General features: G+C 41.6%; 22 protein-coding genes and 1 tRNA gene. 19 read left to right on the top strand and 4 right to left on the bottom strand.

Going from position 1 to position 20,166, the window contains the following annotated elements:
* The first annotated feature begins 13 nt into the window (after positions 1-13).
* The 8 genes from DWY37_RS14390 to DWY37_RS14355 all read left to right on the top strand — a co-directional run bounded on the left by DWY37_RS14390 (position 14) and on the right by DWY37_RS14355 (position 7,286).
* A complete protein-coding gene (locus tag DWY37_RS14390) occupies positions 14-202 on the top strand; it encodes a hypothetical protein (RefSeq protein WP_117698515.1) in 189 nt (62 codons plus the stop codon).
* Entirely contained in the window at positions 199-687 is a 489-nt protein-coding gene (locus DWY37_RS14385) for a pyridoxamine 5'-phosphate oxidase family protein (RefSeq protein ID WP_117698516.1), read from the top strand. Before DWY37_RS14390 ends, DWY37_RS14385 begins: the two co-directional genes overlap by 4 nt.
* 242 nt (positions 688-929) lie before the next feature.
* Positions 930-1,598 (top strand): response regulator transcription factor, encoded by a 669-nt coding sequence (locus DWY37_RS14380; protein WP_117698517.1) that lies wholly within the window; start codon positions 930-932, stop codon positions 1,596-1,598.
* Positions 1,586-2,506 carry a sensor histidine kinase gene (locus DWY37_RS14375; RefSeq protein WP_022243469.1) on the top strand — a complete coding sequence of 307 codons (921 nt, stop codon included), beginning with the start codon at positions 1,586-1,588 and terminating at the stop codon, positions 2,504-2,506. Before DWY37_RS14380 ends, DWY37_RS14375 begins: the two co-directional genes overlap by 13 nt.
* On the top strand, positions 2,482-3,189 hold the full coding sequence (locus tag DWY37_RS14370; protein WP_330408355.1) for an ABC transporter ATP-binding protein: 708 nt from the start codon (positions 2,482-2,484) through the stop codon (positions 3,187-3,189). The genes DWY37_RS14375 and DWY37_RS14370 overlap by 25 nt, the downstream gene beginning before the upstream one ends.
* A complete protein-coding gene (locus DWY37_RS14365; protein WP_158575695.1) occupies positions 3,182-5,734 on the top strand; it encodes an ABC transporter permease in 2,553 nt (850 codons plus the stop codon). Before DWY37_RS14370 ends, DWY37_RS14365 begins: the two co-directional genes overlap by 8 nt.
* A 101-nt stretch (positions 5,735-5,835) precedes the next feature.
* Entirely contained in the window at positions 5,836-6,354 is a 519-nt protein-coding gene (locus DWY37_RS14360; RefSeq protein ID WP_117698520.1) for an RNA polymerase sigma factor, read from the top strand.
* Positions 6,355-6,464: 110 nt separating this feature from the next.
* Entirely contained in the window at positions 6,465-7,286 is an 822-nt protein-coding gene (locus DWY37_RS14355; RefSeq protein WP_117698521.1) for a hypothetical protein, read from the top strand.
* Between the two features lie 69 nt (positions 7,287-7,355).
* Here the strand turns inward: DWY37_RS14355 and DWY37_RS14350 are convergent.
* Positions 7,356-7,435 (bottom strand) — tRNA-Leu (locus DWY37_RS14350).
* A gap of 49 nt (positions 7,436-7,484) precedes the next feature.
* Positions 7,485-7,736 carry a kinase to dihydroxyacetone kinase gene (locus DWY37_RS14345; RefSeq protein ID WP_117698552.1) on the bottom strand — a complete coding sequence of 84 codons (252 nt, stop codon included), beginning with the start codon at positions 7,734-7,736 and terminating at the stop codon, positions 7,485-7,487.
* Positions 7,737-7,995: 259 nt separating this feature from the next.
* Here DWY37_RS14345 and dltA point away from each other — a divergent pair, with 259 nt between their 5' ends.
* The 11 genes from dltA (at position 7,996) to DWY37_RS14290 (ending at position 17,879) form a co-directional block, all read left to right on the top strand.
* Positions 7,996-9,534 carry a D-alanine--poly(phosphoribitol) ligase subunit DltA gene (gene dltA / locus DWY37_RS14340; protein ID WP_118173538.1) on the top strand — a complete coding sequence of 513 codons (1,539 nt, stop codon included), beginning with the start codon at positions 7,996-7,998 and terminating at the stop codon, positions 9,532-9,534.
* Positions 9,531-10,685, top strand: coding sequence for a D-alanyl-lipoteichoic acid biosynthesis protein DltB (gene dltB / locus DWY37_RS14335; RefSeq protein ID WP_117698523.1), 1,155 nt, complete (start codon positions 9,531-9,533; stop codon positions 10,683-10,685). Before dltA ends, dltB begins: the two co-directional genes overlap by 4 nt.
* Before the next feature lie 86 nt (positions 10,686-10,771).
* A complete protein-coding gene (gene dltC / locus DWY37_RS14330) occupies positions 10,772-11,011 on the top strand; it encodes a D-alanine--poly(phosphoribitol) ligase subunit DltC (RefSeq protein ID WP_118173564.1) in 240 nt (79 codons plus the stop codon).
* A gap of 2 nt (positions 11,012-11,013) precedes the next feature.
* Entirely contained in the window at positions 11,014-12,210 is a 1,197-nt protein-coding gene (gene dltD, locus DWY37_RS14325; RefSeq protein WP_117698524.1) for a D-alanyl-lipoteichoic acid biosynthesis protein DltD, read from the top strand.
* Positions 12,179-12,328 (top strand): teichoic acid D-Ala incorporation-associated protein DltX, encoded by a 150-nt coding sequence (locus tag DWY37_RS14320; protein WP_117698525.1) that lies wholly within the window; start codon positions 12,179-12,181, stop codon positions 12,326-12,328. Before dltD ends, DWY37_RS14320 begins: the two co-directional genes overlap by 32 nt.
* A 214-nt stretch (positions 12,329-12,542) precedes the next feature.
* The gene (locus DWY37_RS14315; protein WP_117698526.1) at positions 12,543-13,694 is read left to right on the top strand and encodes an ABC transporter substrate-binding protein; all 1,152 of its coding nucleotides are present in this window, start codon (positions 12,543-12,545) and stop codon (positions 13,692-13,694) included.
* 97 nt (positions 13,695-13,791) lie between these two features.
* Positions 13,792-14,667: a branched-chain amino acid ABC transporter permease gene (locus DWY37_RS14310; RefSeq protein WP_117698527.1), complete on the top strand. Its 876-nt coding sequence runs from the start codon at positions 13,792-13,794 to the stop codon at positions 14,665-14,667.
* Positions 14,668-14,676: 9 nt separating this feature from the next.
* Positions 14,677-15,756: a branched-chain amino acid ABC transporter permease gene (locus tag DWY37_RS14305; RefSeq protein ID WP_117698554.1), complete on the top strand. Its 1,080-nt coding sequence runs from the start codon at positions 14,677-14,679 to the stop codon at positions 15,754-15,756.
* Between the two features lies 1 nt (position 15,757).
* On the top strand, positions 15,758-16,516 hold the full coding sequence (locus DWY37_RS14300; protein ID WP_117698528.1) for an ABC transporter ATP-binding protein: 759 nt from the start codon (positions 15,758-15,760) through the stop codon (positions 16,514-16,516).
* A 13-nt stretch (positions 16,517-16,529) separates the two neighbouring features.
* Positions 16,530-17,240 (top strand): ABC transporter ATP-binding protein, encoded by a 711-nt coding sequence (locus DWY37_RS14295; protein WP_117698529.1) that lies wholly within the window; start codon positions 16,530-16,532, stop codon positions 17,238-17,240.
* 9 nt (positions 17,241-17,249) lie between these two features.
* Positions 17,250-17,879 carry a cytidylate kinase-like family protein gene (locus DWY37_RS14290; RefSeq protein ID WP_117841843.1) on the top strand — a complete coding sequence of 210 codons (630 nt, stop codon included), beginning with the start codon at positions 17,250-17,252 and terminating at the stop codon, positions 17,877-17,879.
* Positions 17,880-18,007: 128 nt separating this feature from the next.
* Here DWY37_RS14290 and DWY37_RS14285 read toward each other — a convergent pair whose 3' ends face one another.
* Both DWY37_RS14285 and DWY37_RS14280 read right to left on the bottom strand, forming a co-directional pair.
* Positions 18,008-18,658, bottom strand: a complete 651-nt coding sequence (locus tag DWY37_RS14285; RefSeq protein ID WP_117698530.1) for a potassium channel family protein — start codon at positions 18,656-18,658, stop codon at positions 18,008-18,010.
* A 33-nt stretch (positions 18,659-18,691) separates the two neighbouring features.
* Positions 18,692-20,035 carry a TrkH family potassium uptake protein gene (locus DWY37_RS14280; protein WP_118173539.1) on the bottom strand — a complete coding sequence of 448 codons (1,344 nt, stop codon included), beginning with the start codon at positions 20,033-20,035 and terminating at the stop codon, positions 18,692-18,694.
* Between the last annotated feature and the right edge of the window lie 131 nt (positions 20,036-20,166).

Genomic DNA, 20,166 nt, shown 5'->3' with positions numbered 1-20,166 from the left:
GGAAGATGAAATAATGTATTATGGAAAAGAAACAGGTGAATTAAAAAAAGCAAGAGAAGAGTATGAAGGTATTTTTGGTTATGATCCAAATGGAGAAATGGAATTAGAGTTTAATGAACAAGACGAATATTTAGCAGTTTTATTACAGTGTATAGAAGAAAAGAAAGATATGTTTGATGTACTTGGAGGAGAAAAAGCATGACAAGAAGAGAACGTGAAGTAACAGATATAAATGAAATCCTTAAGATTATGGATGCCTGCAAGATTGTGCATGTGGGACTTGTGGATGGTGACCAGCCTTATGTGTTACCGATGAATTACGGCTATACCTATGAAGATGGGAAAATGGTGATTTACCTTCATGGAGCAAAGAAGGGTTATAAGTATGATTTGATAGAGAAGAATCCGAAGGTATGCTTTGAAATGGAGTGTGATGTGGTGCCATTTGAAGGAAAGGTGGCATGTCAGTATGGTAATTCCTATTCCTGTGTTATGGGAAAAGGGAAAGCTGTTATCGTAGAGGATGTAAATGAGAAAATGCAGGCACTTTCCATTTTGATGAAATGCCAGACCGGAGGCGATTTTACTTTTAATGAAGAACTGGTATCCATTGTCAATGTGATTCGGATTGATGTAAGTGAATTCAGCGCAAAAAGAAGACCGATTCCGGAAGGATTGAAAAAGTAACAGAATAACAGAAGATTGAAAAAGAAATATTGACAAAGAAATATTGATAAAGTAGAAAGCAGGATTATGAAAGTGTAATTCCTGCTTTTTTCTATCCTCAATCATTTATCACAAAACTGTGACAATCTATTCGTTGCGCGACGTAGGAAGCATTTGTATAATGAGACATAGGAATGAACCGGGGAAAAGTAGAAAAGAAAAAAACGAATGACAACAGATAAGAAAAAGGATGTTTAGGGAAGATGGATAGAATATTAGTAGTGGAAGATGACCGGGAACTGAACCAGGGAATTTGCTTTGCACTGCAGCAGGCAGGGTATGAGACAGAAAGTGCCTATTCCATTCAGGAGGCAAAGCTTGCGGGTTTGCAGCAGGAATATTCGCTTATGATACTGGATGTAAATCTTCCGGATGGAGAGGGCTTTGGCTTTTGTAAATGGATTATGGAGCGCAGGAAAGTGAAGACCATGTTTCTTACGGCAAGAGATTTGGAAGAAGATGTATTATCCGGGTATGAACTGGGAGCAGAGGATTATGTGACAAAGCCATTTTCCATACATATTCTGCTAAAGAAGATAGCGGTCATTTTAAAACGGGAGACGGAAAATCCAAGAAATATTTATGAAGATGGATATCTGCGGATAGACTTTGACCGGGTCAAGGTAGAAATAGAGGGGAAAGAGTGCATGGTAACACCTACAGAATTTCGGATGTTACGCTTATTTATTGAACATGCAGGACAGCTGCTTTCTTATAATGTGCTGTTAGAGCAATTGTGGGACTGTGATGAAGCATATGTGGACCGACACACACTGGCAGTCAATGTGAACCGGCTCCGTGGAAAGATAGAGGATGCGGAACACAAATATATTTCAAATGTATATGGGATGGGATATCAATGGTTGCGATAGGAATAATAGCAGGCTGTGGCATTGTGATAAGTTATCTTCTAGTCAGACTGTATCGGCAGAAGAAGGAAATCTATGATTTTACGGAAGAACTACAGCGGTGTCTGACGCTGATGAAAGCAGGCGAAGACATTGGAAATGAAGCGGAGTTTAAGGACAGCCTTTGGGATAAGATTTATCAGGATTTGCAGGAGCTTATGGATGTTTGGAACAGGAAGAACCGACAGAGCCATAAGGAAAAAGAACAGATAAAAGAGTTGATTTCTGATATTTCCCATCAGGGTAGAACGCCAATGGCGAATATTAAAATATATCTGGAAATTTTAGAAGAGGAACAGGAAGATAAGGTGCGGCGGCAGGAGTGTATTGGAAAGCTGATAAAACAGACAGAACGGCTGGATTTCCTGATGCAGAGTCTGGTGAAGCTTTCGCGCCTGGAAACCGGAATCATAGAAATATGTGAAAAGGACACAAAGATTTTTGAAGTGTTAGGACTAGCGGTTGCGGCAGTGGTACCGGGAGCGGAAGCAAAAGAGATTTCTGTCCATGTGGACTGCCCGGAGACATTGAAACTGTTTTGCGATGCCAAGTGGACACAGGAAGCAATTTTTAATCTTTTAGAGAATGCAGTGAAATATACTCCAAAAGGGGGAAGCATCTATATTTCAGTAATGGAACAGGAGGTTTTTGGAAAAATCAGCATCCGGGATACCGGAAGGGGAATCCCTGCGGAACATCAGGCACAGATTTTTCAAAGGTTTTACCGGGAACCGGAAGTCCATGATGAGGATGGAATCGGGATTGGTCTGTATCTGGCACGAAAGATTGTGACGATGCAGGACGGCTATATGGAAGTGCATTCAGAAAGTGGAAAGGGGGCAGAATTTTGCATTTATCTGCCAATGAAATAAAAGAAGTAGTACGGACAGAGGAGTTAAAGAAATATTATCCGTTGGGAACCCATACGGTAAAGGCCTTAGATGGAGTGAACCTTACCGTAAAAGAGGGAGAATTTGTGGCAATCACCGGAAAGTCCGGAAGCGGGAAAAGTACGCTGCTGCATATGTTAGGAGCATTGGATGTGCCAACATCCGGAGAAGTCTATATTGATGGGAAAAGCCTTGCATCAATGACGAGGGAAGAGCAGGCAGTCTTTCGAAGAAGGAAGGTTGGTGTAGTATTTCAAAGCTATAACCTGATTCCTGATTTGAGTGTGTATGAGAATATTGTGCTGCCCATCGAGCTGGATGGAGGTTATGTGGACAAGGCATATATAGAAGAATTGTTAAGGCAACTGAAAATAGAAGATAAGCGGGATGCACTGCCGGATACGTTATCCGGCGGTCAGCAGCAGAGAACAGCAATTGCCCGGGCATTATCCTATAAGCCGGCTATTCTCTTAGCGGATGAACCCACGGGAAATCTTGATACACAGACCAGCCATGATGTTATGGGATTGTTAAAAACAGTGGCACGAAAATATCAGCAGACTACAATTCTGATTACCCATGACATGGACGTGGCGCAGTTGTCAGACCGGATTGTATACATGGAAGATGGGAAAATCAGGAAGGAACGAAAGCTCTATGCTTAAAAATAATAATCAGGCTGTCATCCGTAAGATGGCAGTCCGTTCCATAAGGAGCAACAGAAAGAAAAACAGCCTGTATCTTGTGGCAATTGTATTGGCGGTGCTGATGCTGTTTACGGTTATGCAGACAGGGGCTTCCTACATGCATATGCAGTATGTCTGGCGGCTGCATTCTGTGGGGGAACTCTATGATGGAATTCTGATGGGTGGAGTTACAAAGGAGCAGGAAGAAACAGTAAAAGCAGATCCTGGTATTGAGGTAGTTGGAATTACAGAATTTATGCTGGGAAACATCGGTGAAAAGAATATTTCTATCATATATGAGGATAAAAATTACCGGGAGAAAATGCATCAGCCCGGCATTCTGCATCAGGAGGGAAGGTATCCTGAGACAGCCGATGAGGTGATGGTTACAAAGACGCTGTTGGAAAAGCGGAAGTTGGAAAATCTTACAATTGGAGATACGCTGCTTTTAAGCTATCAGAAGAAAGATGGAACCCAGGTAGAAAAGCCCATGAAAATTACGGGCATCATAGATGACTATGAAGAAACTGCCAACTGTTTCGTGACGGAAGAGGTGTTTGAACAGGCAGGCTACAGCCAGGCAGACTATGGCTGTGGCATTCTCTACTATCAATATCGCTTCTGGTTTGCATCAGACCGGATAGAGAACCGGCTGAAAGAAGAATTAAATCTGGAACGGAAGCAGAACATTCAGACAACGTGGGACTGTGATAAGGTAAAGGGAATTTTTCTTGGAATGATAGGAATCATTATGTTAACCTGCCTCAGTGCCTATTTACTGATTTACAATATCATGTATTTATCCATAGAAGATAATATCCGCTATTATGGATTGCTTCGTGCTGTTGGAATGACAGAAAGCCAGATGCACCGGCTGTTGTGGCAGAAACAGATTATTCTAAGTGGAATCGGAATTTTAATGGGAATAGTTTTAGGATTTCTGACGTCCTATCTTGTGATTCCCGGAACAATCCGGGTACTGGGACTTCGCTCAGAAAAGATGGCTGTAACGATAAAACCGGAATTTCTGGTGCTGACGATTGCTATTATGGCAGTAACCGTCTATATTGCCAGCCGTAAGCCGGTAAGAGTAGCAGAGCGCATTTCTGTCATGGAGGCACTGGGATATCAGACTTCGAAGGTAGTCTATACCGGAAAGAAAAAACGAACCGGGAAAAATATTATTTACCGTCTGGCATGGCAGCAGCTGTGCCGTATGAAGAAGAAAACAATCCTTGTCATCCTTTCGCTATCAACCAGTCTGACTGTATTTCTATGTGTGGTAACGCTGGCGGGAAGTCAGAGCAAACGGACGGCAGAGTTACAATATATGGATGCTGATATGGAACTGACCAATAAGAGTATGGTGGCTGATACATCAGACTGGAAACAGTCTTTCGATGACACATTTTGTGATAAACTTTCCAAAATAGATGGAGTAAAGGAAATCCACAAATTAGATTACAGTACAATCGTCGTACCCTGGGAGCCGGATTTTTCGGATCAGTGGATGCGTGATTTCTATGACCAGTGGATGTATATAAAATATGACGATGTAAGAGAAGAATATCAGCAGAATCCGGAAGATTTTATGGCGCTGGTGGTTGGAATCGATGAAAAAACATTTCATTATATCAATCAGCAGAACGAAACGGCAATTGATGAAAAATCATTTTTGGAAGGGGAAAGCTGCCTTTTATGCCAGCAATATATGGGATATACCAATGCGGATGTCAAAAATAAGAAAATAAGCTTTTATTTTCCGGGGCAGGAAACAAAGAAATACAGCACATCTGTTGCAGGGCTGCAGAAGGATGACAGCCCATATCGTGGACCCAGCGAGGTAAGTTTATCTGTTGCGGGAATACAGGAGGATGACAGTCCGTATCTTGGCCCGAATGCTATGGGACCGACGATTATAATTTTAGTCAGTGACTCTTTTTTAGAGGATAAGGCAGAGAGCCTGTGGACATACAAGGTATCGGTGATTTATGACGAGGAATACGATAAGGAAACAGAAAAGAAAGTCAAAGAGCTGATACAGGAATCTAAGGATGCAAAAAATATTACCTGGAGCAGCAAGTTAAAGGGTATCAAAGAGCAGAAGCCGGCAGAACAGAAGATGTGGCAGCTAGGAATGGGAATCGCTATAGTTTTGGGATTTATCGGTGTGATGAATTATATTAATACAGAGCTTGGCAGTATATCCGGCAGAAGGCGGGAAATTGCAATATTAGAAAGCATTGGCATGACCGGAAAACAACAGCGCAGGCTGCTTTTGACAGAAGGGATGTATTATGCGGGAATTTCGCTTTTCCTGACGGCAACGGTGGGACTTGGCATTGATGTGCTGTTGTTTCAGCGGATGAATTATCATAAGGTAGCATTTTCCATTCCTGTCATTCCGGTGGTTGTCATGATAGTGACACTGTTTGCACTGTGCATTTTCGTACCGTTGGCAGCAGGCAGATTTATGGAAGGAGATGGCACTCTGGTAGAGCGGATTCGTCATGTGGGAGAATAAAAAATAACTTTCACTGCAACCGTTTCTTCTGTTATTACAATATATAGGTGTAAGGGAAACATCCCAAAACAAATGACGGCGCGGTCTGGGAGAATGGAAACATGAACAAACAATTACTGGAACATTACATTGAGGCATACGGAACGGACATCTATTCTTTTTGTATCCGGATGACACAGAACCGGGAACAGGCAGAAGAACTCTATCAGGATACCTTTCTTGCAATGTGTGAGAAGGAGGACTGGAAGGAAGAGGGAAATGTCAAAAGCTATCTGCTTGGAATTACCATAAAGCTCTGGCAGAACCGGAAGCGGAAATTTGCCTGGCGAAAGCGAATCGCAGCGGAGATTCCCATATCGAAGGAGCAGGGACTGGAAGCATTTTCGGCAGATGAAAATTTAGAGCAGCATATGGTAAGCAAAGAAGAGCAGGAAGCCGTGTGGAAGGCTGTATACAAATTGCCGGAGCAGCTTCGCATCGTGATTCTTCTATATTATATGGAAGATTTCAAGGTGGCTGAGATTGCAGAAAAGCTGTCCCTCTCTATCAGTAATGTGAAAAGTAAACTGATGCGTGCACGTAGATATCTGAAGCAGGAATTGGAGGATTTTATCATATGAAACCAACCTTAGATGATTTATTACACAACTCCCTTATAGCAACTGATATTCCCTCGGAAGAACTCAACGAGAGGATTTTAAACCAGTCAACCCAAAAGGAGGTTGTACCTATGCGGAAGAAAGAAACGAAGAAACCATGGAAAATGGCACAGACAGCAGCGGCTGTGGCACTTCTTGTTTTAGTCACCGGCTGTGGTGTATATGCGGCAGAGCGGATCCTTGCACAAAAACAGATTGCTATTATTGATAATGAAACGGAATTTATGGAAAATGTCACAGAGACAACGATTCATTATGAAGAATTTTCAGGAGAAAATCTTGATTTTGCAGACAGCAAGGTGACCGACCGGACAGAGGAATTTATTCAAACTTCTGATTTCGTTGGAACCGTTACCGAAGGAACCAAGGATGATCTATGGAGCTTGAAGGCAGAAGAAAAGATTGATGGCAAAATAGAGGTGGGTTATGTCTATCCGAAATTAAGCGATGCTTTTAAAGACCAGAATATTGGCATTGACCTTTCTTATATAGAAGCAAATTATCCAACACTCTGGAGTGAAAAAGCCTGTCAGCTTTGCTATGATTCCAGGGATGCAGACACTTTTTCCCGGGGAGCATTCTTTGCCAGTTACCGGAAGGGAGACAGTCAGGCGGTGTCTATCCAGTATGAAGTATCGGATATAACAAATGAGGATGATTATATTTTTAAAGAAGCTTATGACAGCACCGGTACTTATACCACAGCAGATGGTGTGACACTGACCATTACCAGTCAAACAGCAGACAGCGGCTATACGATTACCTATGCCCACATGATTACGGAATATAGTGATTTCGTTCTGACATTGCGGGGAGATTTTTCAGAAGAAGAAAGCCATGTGATTTATGACAGCTTAAATCTTTCTTCTATCTGTGAGACTGGGAAGCAGTAGTGGAAATACCTGTGAAGGCATAATAAAAAACGGTTCAGGATAATTCCTGAACCGTTTTTGTGGTTGGACTGCGGGCAACAGGACTTGAACCTGCACGGTCTCCCACTAGAACCTAAATCTAGCGCGTCTGCCAATTCCGCCATGCCCGCAAGACAAGAACTATAATAATATAAAAATGCAGTTCATGTCAAGTGTAGATTAACCCTGAAGCCCCCGTGCCTGACGGTCCATATCTTCTACTACAATGTCATAGATTTCACCAAGACCTGCGCAGTATTCTAAGACCTTCCAAGGCTCGTTGGTGTGATAATGAATCTTAATCAGTTCTTCATCACCAACTGCCAGAAGGCAGTCTCCTTTGAAATTTTCAGTAAAGTAATCATTAATTGCATCCTCGTTTAGATTTTCCCCTTCAATTAAGAGCTGAGTGTCATATCTGAATTCTAACATCATCGAATCCTCTCTTTCTGTCTATTTCCCTTTTATCAGGAATAAATTTCAAACACAGTATAGCATAACGTGGTAAGAGAAGAAAGTATTTCATAAAGCAGCAGGACTTTGTTGAGACAGATTAACCAAGTAGAAAGTTTTAGATTTCTTTAAGAACTGCCTAAGCAAAGATTAATGTTCTTTAAGAATTCGTAACTGTGATATTCTTGTGATTTTATTGTGCTATAGTTGTCCCTAGAAAAAAGAAAAGAGGGATGATATGGATATTTTAAAGAACATCAGAGAAACTGCCCTGACACATCCGAAGCGGTGTGCAGTGCAAAGCAGAGAACAAAAGCTGACTTATGAGGAGTTAGAAGAATATTCCAACCGGCTTGCAGTATGGATTGCGAAGAACAGCCAGAACCGTAAGCGGCCGGTTATTGTATATGGACATAAGAACCCGTATATGGTGGTATGCTTCCTTGCCTGTGCCAAGGCAGGTAGAAGCTATGTGCCGCAGGATATCTGCATTCCGGTAAGCCGGGTGGATGAGACGGTATTAAGCGTAGAACCGGAACTGACCTTTGTGGTAGAAGGTGTTTATCAGACAGAAATCGGAATGGTAATCGGAAAAGAGAAGATAGAAGAAATCGTAAAACAGGAGACAAACGAGACCGATGTGCTACAGCCTCTGGCCAAAGATGAAGTATGGTATATCATATTTACTTCCGGAAGCACCGGAAAGCCTAAGGGCGTAGAGATTACAAGAGACTGCCTCAGCCATTATCTTGACTGGTCGGTGCAGTTAGGCAGCACCATGGAAGAAAAGGGCGGTGCCCATTTTATGAATCAGGCACCATTTTCTTTTGATTTATCGGTAATGGATTTATATACTTCCCTGGTCTGTGGCGGAACGCTTTATACCATGGATAAGAAGATGCAGAGTGACTATAGTGAGATGTTGGGCTTCTTAGAACAGTCAGAAATAGAAATCTGGGTATCGACACCGTCCTTTGCGGATATGTGTCTGGCAGACCGGAATTTCTGTGGGGAAAAGATCAAAGCCTTAAAACTTTTCTTATTCTGTGGGGAAGTGCTTACTACAGCTACGGTGGAGAAGTTAAAGGAACGTTTCCCGGAGGCAGTCATTATCAATACCTATGGCCCGACAGAATCTACGGTGGCAGTCACAGATGTGACCATAACAGAGAAATTATTGCAGGAGACCATTGCCCGGGGCAAATCCCTTCCGGTAGGCCATGAAAAGCCAGGAACTTATATCGAAATCTGGGATAAAGCCGGAAAAGTGTTGCCGGAAGGAGAACAGGGCGAGATTGTTATTATCGGAGATACGGTAAGCTGTGGTTATTATATGAGAGCAGATTTGACAAAGAAGGCATTTTTCCATTGTATCCTTGATGGAAAAGCTTACCGGGGTTATAAGACCGGAGATGCCGGATATTTAAAAGGCGGGCAGCTTTATTATAATGGAAGAATTGATTTGCAGGTGAAGCTGCATGGATACCGCATTGAAATTGAAGATATTGAGAATAACATGGTAAGACTTCCTCAGATTGACCATGCAGTCGTAGTGCCGAATCTGGAAGAAGGAAAGGTAAAGAGCCTGACGGCATTTGTGACAGGAGCACAGATGGCAGGAAAGAAAGCATCTGAGATTTCAAGACAGGTAAAAAACGGTCTGAAGGAATTCCTTCCGGGTTATATGATCCCAAAGAAAATAAAATATATCGAAACCATGCCAATGAATAACCATGGCAAGGCAGACCGAAAATATCTTGGAGGTCTGGCAGAATGAGTTTTTACAGCGGAGCACCATTCTTTGGCACATTGATTCTGTTATTGCTTTTCGCATTGATTCTTGGCTGTATGGAAAGGAGCCTGCGCTGGTATAACCTTATCGTATCCGGTGTAATGGTTGTCTGCGTGTTAGGCGGAAATCTGACGGCGCTTGCGTATTTTGCAGGATATTTTCTGATTGAGTGGATGCTGGTCAGAGGATATGAATACATAAGAAAGAAATATGGAAGAAAGGCAGCATTTTATCGCAGTTTTGTGCTGCTTTCCATTCTGCCACTTGCATTATGTAAATTATGTGATCTTCCATGGTTAAAGGAGATGAATCTTTTTCAGTTTACCGGAATTTCCTATCTTACGTTCCGGGTGGTGCAGATTATCATTGAACTTTATGATGGCACCATAGAAGAGGTGAAAATCCTTGATTTTTCAGCATTTTTAATCTTTTTTCCAACCTTTAGCTGTGGACCCATTGACCGGAGCAGAAGATTCTTGGAGGATTATCATAATGTGCCGGGAAGAAGAGAATATCTTGAGCGGTTTGGAATTGGTTTACAGAAGCTTGTTTTAGGAGCAGCATATAAATTCGTATTTGCGGATTTCTTCTATCAGATTATGAACCAGTTCATGAACCAGACAGCAGGGAATATGGTTTGTTATGCATACAGCTATGGTTTTTATATGTTTTTTGATTTTGCGGGATACAGTCTGATGGCAGTGGGAACCGGCTATATGCTTGGCATCTGCGTACCGGATAACTTTAAGAAACCGTTTATCAGCCGGGATATGAAAGAATTCTGGGCAAGATGGCATATTTCCCTGTCCGAGTGGTTCCGGGATTTCGTCTTTTCCAGATTTATGATGTTATCCATGCACAAAAAATGGTTTAAAAGCAGATTAAACGGTGCAGCAGCAGGCTTTCTTATCAATATGCTGGTGATGGGTGTGTGGCATGGTCTGACGGTGCATTATATTTTGTACGGACTCTATCATGGCATATTGCTGGCAGTTACGGAAATCTATCAGAAGAAGTCGAAGTTCTATAAGAAATATAAGAAGAAAACCTGGTATGCACTGGCATCATGGGGAATCACATTAAATCTGGTGATGTTTGGTTTCCTGATTTTCTCAGGACATTTTATTACAATTTAGGTTATCCCAACTTATATATAGAAGAAAAATTTTAGATGCAGAATCATTTGCAAAGAAAAATAGAAAGAGAAAAAGGAGATTATAAGATGAAAGAAAAGATTTTGGATATTATTGAAAAAGTATGTGAGGATGACAGCATCCGGGAAGACCTTACGATGAATCTTTTTGAAGAGGATTTACTGGATTCCTTAAGCTTTGTAGCACTTCTGGTGGAACTTGAGGATAACCTTGGTGTTGTAATTTCACCATCGGAAGTAATAAGAGAGGATATGGATACACCGGAGAAAATTATTGCGCTGGTAGAAGCGAAAGCACAGGAGAAGTAAGCATGAAAACGATAAAAGCATTTGCAGTTTCGCTGCTGTTATGCGCACTTACGATAGTGGGACTGCATTTATACAGCGGCAGAGGTTTTTCGGCAGAGGGAAAAGCAGGCACCTGGGTCAGTGATGCAAAATCCCAAAGCGGCAGTACATTAAAGAAGATGGCAGCCGATGAAAATGCATTGCTGATATTCGGCTCTTCGGAGCTGCGGCATGGACAGGGCAGTGGATTCCATGGAGATACGATTTTTGATGGTGCGGATATGGATCCCATTTATGTAGGAAAAGCAGGGTATCAGAGCCTGACCCATGCCATTACGCTGGGCGCGGTGGGCAGTCAGGCAGCCAATAAGAAGGCAGTATTAATCGTTTCGCCCCAGTGGTTTAAAGAAAATGGAGTAAAATCCACGGCGTTTGAAGCTGCTTTTTCAGAAGAAGAATATATTGCATTGCTGGAAAATCCGGATATCAGTCAGGAAACCAAAGATTATATCAATGGCAGACTGCAAAATATCATGGCAGATAATGAAAACATGTCAGAAAGAGTAAAAAAAGCCAGGGAATGGTATCAGCCGAAGGATGATAATACAGCAGAACAACCAGGCTGGCTGGAGCAGAAAAAAGCAGATTTTCATAAGGTACTGTTGGAAGAAAAGAATAATTATAAAGTGATGGCAGAGGCACTGATGGATGGAATCAGCAATCATAGGAGCAGGGAAAGTGGTGCAAAGCTGTCACAGGCTACCTGGGAGCAGCTTCGAAAGGAAGCTGAAACAGAAGGACATAAGCTTTCGGATGGCAACGACTATGGCATGTTTGACAGCGTATATAAAGGAACGTACCAGACGCTGATTGCCAATGGAAAACATAAGAATCCGAAGTACACCTTAGATTCCATGGAATTTTCGGATTTGGAATGTTTTTTGTCAATTTGCAGGGAGGAGGGAATAGAGCCTTTGGTAGTAATCCTTCCCTTTAATGGATACTGGTATGATTATACGGAACTGACGGCAGAAGAGCGGAGTGCATTTTATGAAAAGATAAGATGCATAGCAGAAGATTATGGTGTGCAGTGTGCCGATTTGAGTGGAAATGAATATACAGAGTATTACTTTGAGGATAATTCCCATCCAGCATTGAAAGGACTGGTAGATTTAAATGAAGCGATTTATGAATTTTATCGGAAAGATAAGACAGAATGAGAAGGCAGTATTTCTTGGTAAAGTGATTTTCTTTTACCTGCTGCTGATGATTCTATGGATGCATTTTATGCTGGCAAAGGATTCTGCAGCACCGGCGTTTATTTATGAGCAGTTTTAAACTATACCGGTTTGGAATGCGATATATAACCTGCGGTTATATATTAAAATAAATCAACCTAGTAAAATCAATACGTCTTTAGTACTTTAACGCGGTGAAGGGCATGAAAAACCTAGAAAAATCAAGGAGTAGCAGGGAAAATGAGTATTGCTTTTCAAATTTTCATGTAGTAAGATAAGGCACATGAAACCTAGGAGTTAAAGGAGGAACTATTATGAAGAAAAAAATAGTCAGTGTAATACTGGTCGCAGCGATGGCAGTTGGATGCCTTGCAGGTTGTGGCTCAAAAGAAGCAAAAAATGAAGATGCATTCTATATCGGAGGAATTGGACCGGTTACCGGTGATGCAGCAATTTACGGAACAGCCGTTCAGAACGGTGCACAGATTGCTGTCGATGAGATTAATGAAGCCGGTGGAATTAACGGTCATCAGATTGAATATAATTTCCAGGATGATCAGGGAGACCCTGAAAAAGCAGCAAACGCATACAACACCTTAAAAGACTGGGGTATGCAGGTATTAATGGGAACTGTTACAACAGGTCCTTGTGTATCTGTGGCAGATTTAACTGCAGCAGATAATATGTTCCAGATTACACCATCTGCATCATCTACAGATGTAATCAAGAACGACAATGTATTCCAGGTATGCTTTACAGACCCTGCACAGGGAACAAAATCCGCACAGTATATCGGTGAGAATAACCTTGCCAAGAAAGTGGCAATTATTTACAACAGTTCAGATATCTATTCATCAGGTATCGAAGCAAAATTCGTAGAAGAAGCAGCAAACCAGAACTTTGAGGTAGTTGCAGAAGAAGCATTTACTGCAGATTCCAAGACAGATTTTTCTACACAGTTACAGAAAGCAAAAGATGCAGAAGCAGATTTGGTATTCCTTCCAATCTACTATACAGAAGCATCTATTATCTTAACCCAGGCAGATTCTATGGGATATGCACCGACATTCTTCGGATGCGACGGTATGGACGGAATCTTAGGTGTTAAGAACTTTGATACTTCTTTAGCAGAAGGACTTATGTTATTAACACCGTTTGCAGCAGATTCGAAAGATGAAAAAACTGCAAACTTCGTTTCTAAATATGAAGAGAAATATAAAGATACACCAAACCAGTTTGCAGCTGATGCTTATGATGCAATTTATGCAATCAAAGCAGCATTGGAAGAAGCAAATGCAACACCGGATATGAGTGCTTCTGATATTTGTGATTTATTGAAAGACGCAATTACAAAAGTCAACATTGATGGTGCAACAGGTAGCGGAATGACATGGTCAGCAACTGGTGAAGTAAACAAAGATCCTAAAGCGGTTGTAATTCAGAATGGTGAATACGTAGGAATGTAATGTATTTTATCAGATAAGCCAAAGAGGGGTTGCCAATGGCAGCCCCTTTTATGTATTATAGAGGTATATATTCTAAGAGAAAGCAAGAGGTGTTGTTATGAGATTCATAACGTATTTAATCAACGGTATCAGCCTTGGCAGCATCTATGCAATCATTGCACTGGGTTACACCATGGTGTATGGAATTGCTAAGATGCTGAATTTTGCCCATGGTGATGTTATCATGATTGGCTGCTATGTCGTATTTATGACAATGAGCGGCATGAACATGAACCCGCTTTTGAGCGTAATCCTTGCAGTTGTAGTCTGCACTGTGCTTGGCGTGATAATTGAAAAAGTGGCATATAAGCCTTTGCGTAAGGCATCTCCACTGGCAGTATTGATTACCGCAATTGGTGTCAGCTATTTGTTGCAGAATATTGCATTACTGATATTTGGTGCAGATACCAAATCCTTTAGTTCTGTGGTTCCACTGCAGAATATTAAGATTGGCGGAATTACCATAACCGGTGTTACGGTAGTGGCAGTCCTGGCATGTATTGTTATCATGATTGGTCTGATGATTTTTATTAAAAAGACAAAAGCAGGACAGGCAATGCTGGCAGTATCCGAGGATAAGGATGCAGCACAGCTTATGGGGGTAAATGTTAACGGGACAATTTCACTTACTTTCGCAATTGGTTCCGGACTTGCGGCAATTGCAGGTGTGTTACTGTGTTCAGCATATCCGACACTGACTCCATATACCGGCGCTATGCCTGGTATCAAAGCATTTACTGCAGCTGTATTTGGTGGAATCGGTTCCATTCCGGGAGCATTTATCGGAGGAATCCTTCTTGGTATTATCGAAATCTTAGGAAAAGCTTATATTTCTTCACAGCTTTCCGATGCTATCGTTTTTGCCGTGTTGATTATTGTGTTATTGGTTAAGCCTACCGGTATTCTTGGTAAGCCAATTCATGAGAAAGTGTAGGTGGCAGGAATGAGTAAAATGAATTTAAAAACAATGAAGAAGACAACAAAGAGTAATCTGATTACATATGCTATGGTAATCGTCATTTTTGCCGTAGTACAGATTCTGGTAGCAACCGGAAGCATGTCCAGTCTGATGCAGGGACTTTTGGTACCCCTTTGTACTTATTCTATCGTTGCAATCGGATTGAACCTCTGTGTAGGCTATCTGGGTGAATTAAGTCTTGGTCATGCAGGCTTTATGTGTGTCGGCGCATTTTCCAGTGCTTTCTTTACCAGATGTATGGAAAATTCACCGATGAATCCAACCCTGCGTTTTATCATCGCTTTATTAATCGGAACTGCTGTTGCAGCATTCTTTGGATTCTTAATCGGAATTCCGGTACTTCGTTTAAGAGGTGATTACCTTGCAATCGTAACACTGGCATTTGGAGAGATTATCAAGAATGTCATCAATGTTCTTTATGTAGGCAAAGATGAAAACGGTCTGCATTTTGCAATCAATGACAACAAGGCTCTTAATATGTCGGGAACCGGAGAAATGATTATCGATGGTGCAAAGGGAATCACCGGAACACCAAGACAGTCTACTTTCTTAATCGGTGTTATTTTAATTCTGGTTGCATTGTTTGTAGTATTTAATCTGGTTAATTCCAGAAGCGGCCGTGCTATCATGGCAATCCGTGATAACCGTATTGCAGCAGAATCCGTTGGCATTAATATTACAAAGTTTAAACTGATGGCATTTACTATTTCAGCAGCAATCGCAGGAGCAGGTGGAGTGCTTTATGCACATAACCTTTCCAGCCTGATTGCCCAGCCGGCAAACTTTGGATACAATATGTCCATCATGATTCTGGTATTTGTCGTACTCGGTGGAATGGGAAGCTTCCGTGGTTCCATTATTGCAGCCGTAGTACTGACCATGCTTCCGGAAGTATTGCGTGGACTGCGTGATTACCGTATGCTGATTTACGCAATTGTTCTGATTGCAATGATGCTCTTTAACTGGGCACCGGCAGCAATTACCTGGAGACAGACACATTCTTTGAAGAATTTATTTGCAAAGAAAACGAAGGAGGTACAATAAGATGGCAATGTTAGAAGTAAAGAATCTTGGAATTTCCTTCGGTGGACTCCGGGCGGTAGATGGATTTGAAATGCAGATTGAAAAAGGTCAGTTATACGGACTGATTGGACCGAACGGTGCAGGTAAAACAACCGTATTTAATATGCTTACCGGTGTATACAAACCGGATGATGGAAGCATTGTACTGGATGGAAAAGATATTACCGGAAAGAAAACCATAGATATTAATAAAGCCGGAATTGCAAGAACCTTCCAGAATATCCGCCTTTTTAAAGACCAGTCCGTGCTGGATAATGTAAAAGTCGGACTGCATAATCATCATACTTATTCTACTTTAACCGGAATTCTAAGACTTCCGAAGTATTTTAAAGTAGAAGCAGAGATGAATGAAAAGGCAATGGAGCTGTTAAAGGTATTTGGTCTTGAGGATGAAGCAGATTATCTGGCATCCAATCTTCCGTATGGTAAACAGCGTAAACTGGAGATTGCAAGAGCACTGGCAACTGAACCAAAACTTCTGCTTTTAGATGAGCCGGCAGCCGGCATGAACCCAAATGAAACCAAAGAATTAATGGATACCATCCGCTTTGTAAGGGATGAATTTGATATGACCATTCTTCTGATTGAACATGATATGAAACTGGTATCCGGTATCTGTGAGAAACTGACTGTATTGAACTTCGGCCAGGTACTGGCAAGCGGAAATACCAGTGACGTATTGAATAATCCACAGGTTATCAGGGCATATCTGGGCGAATAGGAGGGATGATAAAATGGCAATGCTTGAAATAAAAGATTTGGAAGTATATTACGGCGTGATTCAGGCAATTAAAGGGATTTCCTTTGATGTCAATGAAGGAGAAGTCATTGCATTAATCGGAGCCAATGGTGCAGGTAAGACAACTACACTGCAGACCATCACCGGAATGCTCAGTGCCAAAAAGGGAAGCATTCTTTTTGAAGGAACAGATATCACCAAGGTTCCGGGACACAAGATTGTATCCATGGGAATGGCACATGTTCCGGAAGGAAGACGTGTATTTGCAGAGCTTTCAGTATATGAAAACTTAAAGCTGGGTGCATATACCAGAAAAGATAAGCAGGAAATTGCAGAGTCTTTAGAGCGTGTATACAAGAGCTTTCCAAGATTAAAGGAACGTAAGAATCAGCTGGCTGGAACCTTAAGTGGTGGCGAACAGCAGATGCTTGCCATGGGCCGGGCGTTGATGAGTAAGCCGAGGATCATCCTTATGGATGAGCCGTCCATGGGATTGTCTCCAATCTTTGTAGAAGAGATTTTTAACATTATCAAAGAAATATCTGCATCCGGTACAACTGTTCTATTGGTAGAACAGAATGCAAAGAAAGCATTATCGATTGCAGACCGTGCATATGTACTGGAAACAGGTAAAATTGTATTGAGCGGTGATGCCAAAGAGCTTATGAATAATGAGTCTATTAAAAAGGCATATTTAGGAGAGTAGGTGTTAAATATGAAACATACGGTAATAACCATTGCAAGAAGTTATGGAAGCGGCGGAAGAACGCTGGGTAAGAAGCTGGCAGAAGAACTTGGAATTCATTGCTATGACCGTGAGTTAATAAGAATGGCTTCTGATGAAAGCGGAATCAATGAGGCATTGTTTGGAGAGGCAGATGAGAAACTGCGTAAGATGCCACTGTTTCGTATTGCGAAGAAAGCATATCATGGGGAAGTGCTTCCACCGGATAGTGATGAGTTTGTATCCAACGACAATCTCTTTAACTATCAGGCGAAAATTATCCGTGAGGTAGCCAAAGAAGAGTCCTGTATTATTATCGGACGTTGTGCGGATTATGTTTTAAAAGATTGTGATTATGTAAAGAGTCTGTTTTTCTACGCACCGCGTAAGGACTGCATTGAACGTGTCATGCAGCAGAATGGTGGAACTAAGAAGGATATTGAAAAGAAGATAGACACCATTGATAAGTATCGCGCAGATTATTACAAATACTATACCGGCAGGGAGTGGAACGATGCCAGAAATTACGATTTCTGTCTGGACACTACATCCTTAAGTTATGAGAAGCTGGTACAGGTTGTAAAAGCATATTTAGAAATCAGTGAGGCAGAGGAGCCTTAGGAACAATATTGTAGCAGAATATGAGAAAGAAGAGGTATCTGATGATTCGGGCATCGGATACCTCTTCTTTCAATGCTTATGCGGGTAGTGGGAAAACGCTGGACTTGTAAAGCATGTTTTCTGTAGTTTTACAGTTTCTTTAAAATTTTATCGATGTCATTTCTGTGGCCTAATATCATCAGATGGTCCGTGTCTTTAAAAATATAATTGGCATCCGGCAGCAGGCTCATGACACCATCTGTTTTAATACCGATGATATTGGCATGATAGCAGGCACGGAAATTTAGATCCTTAATACTCTTTCCAATCCATTCCGGTAATGGCGGAATCTCATAAATGGAGAAGCCACCGCCTAATTCAAAGTAGTCAAAGACCTGGTCGGCAGAGAAACGGACTGCAGTTTTTTCAGCGATATCCCGGTCAGGGTAGATAACTTCGTCAGCACCGTTCCGCAGCAGAAATTTGGCATGAATATCACGGTTTGCTTTGCTGACGACATATCTGGCACCCATTTCCTTAAGCAGGCTTGTAATCTCTAAGCTGCTCTGGAAATTACTTCCGATACAGACAAAGCAGACGTCAAAATTGCCAACACCTAAAGTGGCAAGTACTTTTTCATTGGTGCAGTCGCCAATTTTTGCACTGGTGACAAAAGAGAGAACATCTTCCATTACGGCTTCATTCTCGTCCACAACCATAATCTCATTATCCAGTTTGGATAAGTCTTTGCAAAGGTGAGTGCCAAATCGGCCCAGTCCAATAATTAAAAATGATTTCATAGAATCCTCCTAGTATAATCAAGATATTTGATATTAACCGACATTGATTTTTTCTACCGGCTGCATCACATGCGCAATCCTTTTCTTATCCGTAAATGATAAGGCAAAGGAAAGGCTTCCCAGTCGTCCTAAATACATTAACAGAATTAGAATGATATGACAGCTGGTACTAAGGCTGCTTGTAATACCGGTTGACATTCCGACAGTGTCAAGAGCTGAAAATGCTTCAAAAGCCACATCAATGACTGGATAACCGGAAATAGCAGTAATTGCCAGTGTGGCGCTGAGTGCCAGCGTCAACTGGAACATAAGGACGACGACTGATTTGGTGATAACAGATTCTTCCAGTCTGCGTCCGAAAATATTTGTTCCGGTAGTACGGGTTAAGGTGGAACGTACGGATAACAATAGAACAAATATGGTTGTAACCTTTACACCGCCGGCGGTAGAACCCGGGGCACCACCGATAAACATAAATACAATAGAAAGAAATTTACTGCTTTCGCTTAACGCACCATTATCAACAGCGTTAAAACCGGCAGTTCGTGGGGTAACAGTACAGAAGAAAGAATTCAAAAGCTGTTCTCCGAAACTCATACCGGCAAATAAGCGGTTATGCTCAAAAAGATAAAAGAGCAGCGTGCCGCCAAAGAGGCAGACTGCAGTAGCACTTAAAACCATTTTGGTCTGCAGGGCATAGTGGCGGCAATGCAGCCCGTGTTCCCTAAGGTCATTCCATACAAAGAAACCAATACCACCAATCAGGATCAGGGCACTGATGGTAAGAATTACTACAGGATCATTGTAGAATCTGGTAATGGATGAAAATGGACTGTAACGCCCCATTAAATCGAATCCTGCATTACAAAAAGCTGAAATAGAATGGAAGATACCATAATAGATGGCATGTAAAACATCCATGTCTTTCAGAAAACGCAGTGTAAGAATGAATGCACCTGACATTTCAAAAAGAAATGTGCCTCCGATGACACGGCGGACAAGCCGCACGACACCGCCGATTTCAAGGGTGTTTAAACTTTCTTTAATAAGACCACGCTGCTTCAGCCCGATTTTCTTACGTAACATCAAAGAAACAGTAATGCCAATGGTGATAAAACCAAGACCACCAATCTGAATCAGAACTAATAAAACAAGCTGTCCGAAAATGCTCCAGTGGGTAAAGGTGTCGACCAGAACCAGACCGGTTACACAGGTAGCACTGGTTGAGGTGAAAAGGGCAGTTATAAATGGAGTCCATTCACCATTCCGGCTGGAAACCGGAAGCATCAGAAGTATGGTTCCGATAAAGATGAGCAATAGAAAACCAAGAGCTATCATCTGTGTACCGGACATACGTTTTTCAAATTTCCCAAACATAATAAAATTCCTATTCCTGATTTAAATAATTTTCGATAAATCTTATTTATCTATTATAGTAATTCTACTCCGCTTTGTCCAGAAAAGACAGTCTGACAGCAAGAAAAAATTATAGAATGAGTTGTTGTCTT

It is taken from the genome of Roseburia sp. AF25-13LB (assembly GCF_003478915.1).
GTDB classification, from domain to species: Bacteria; Bacillota; Clostridia; order Lachnospirales; family Lachnospiraceae; genus Roseburia_C; species Roseburia_C amylophila.
Note: the sequence above shows the minus strand (reverse complement) of the source record. Positions and strands in the feature narration are given on the sequence as shown.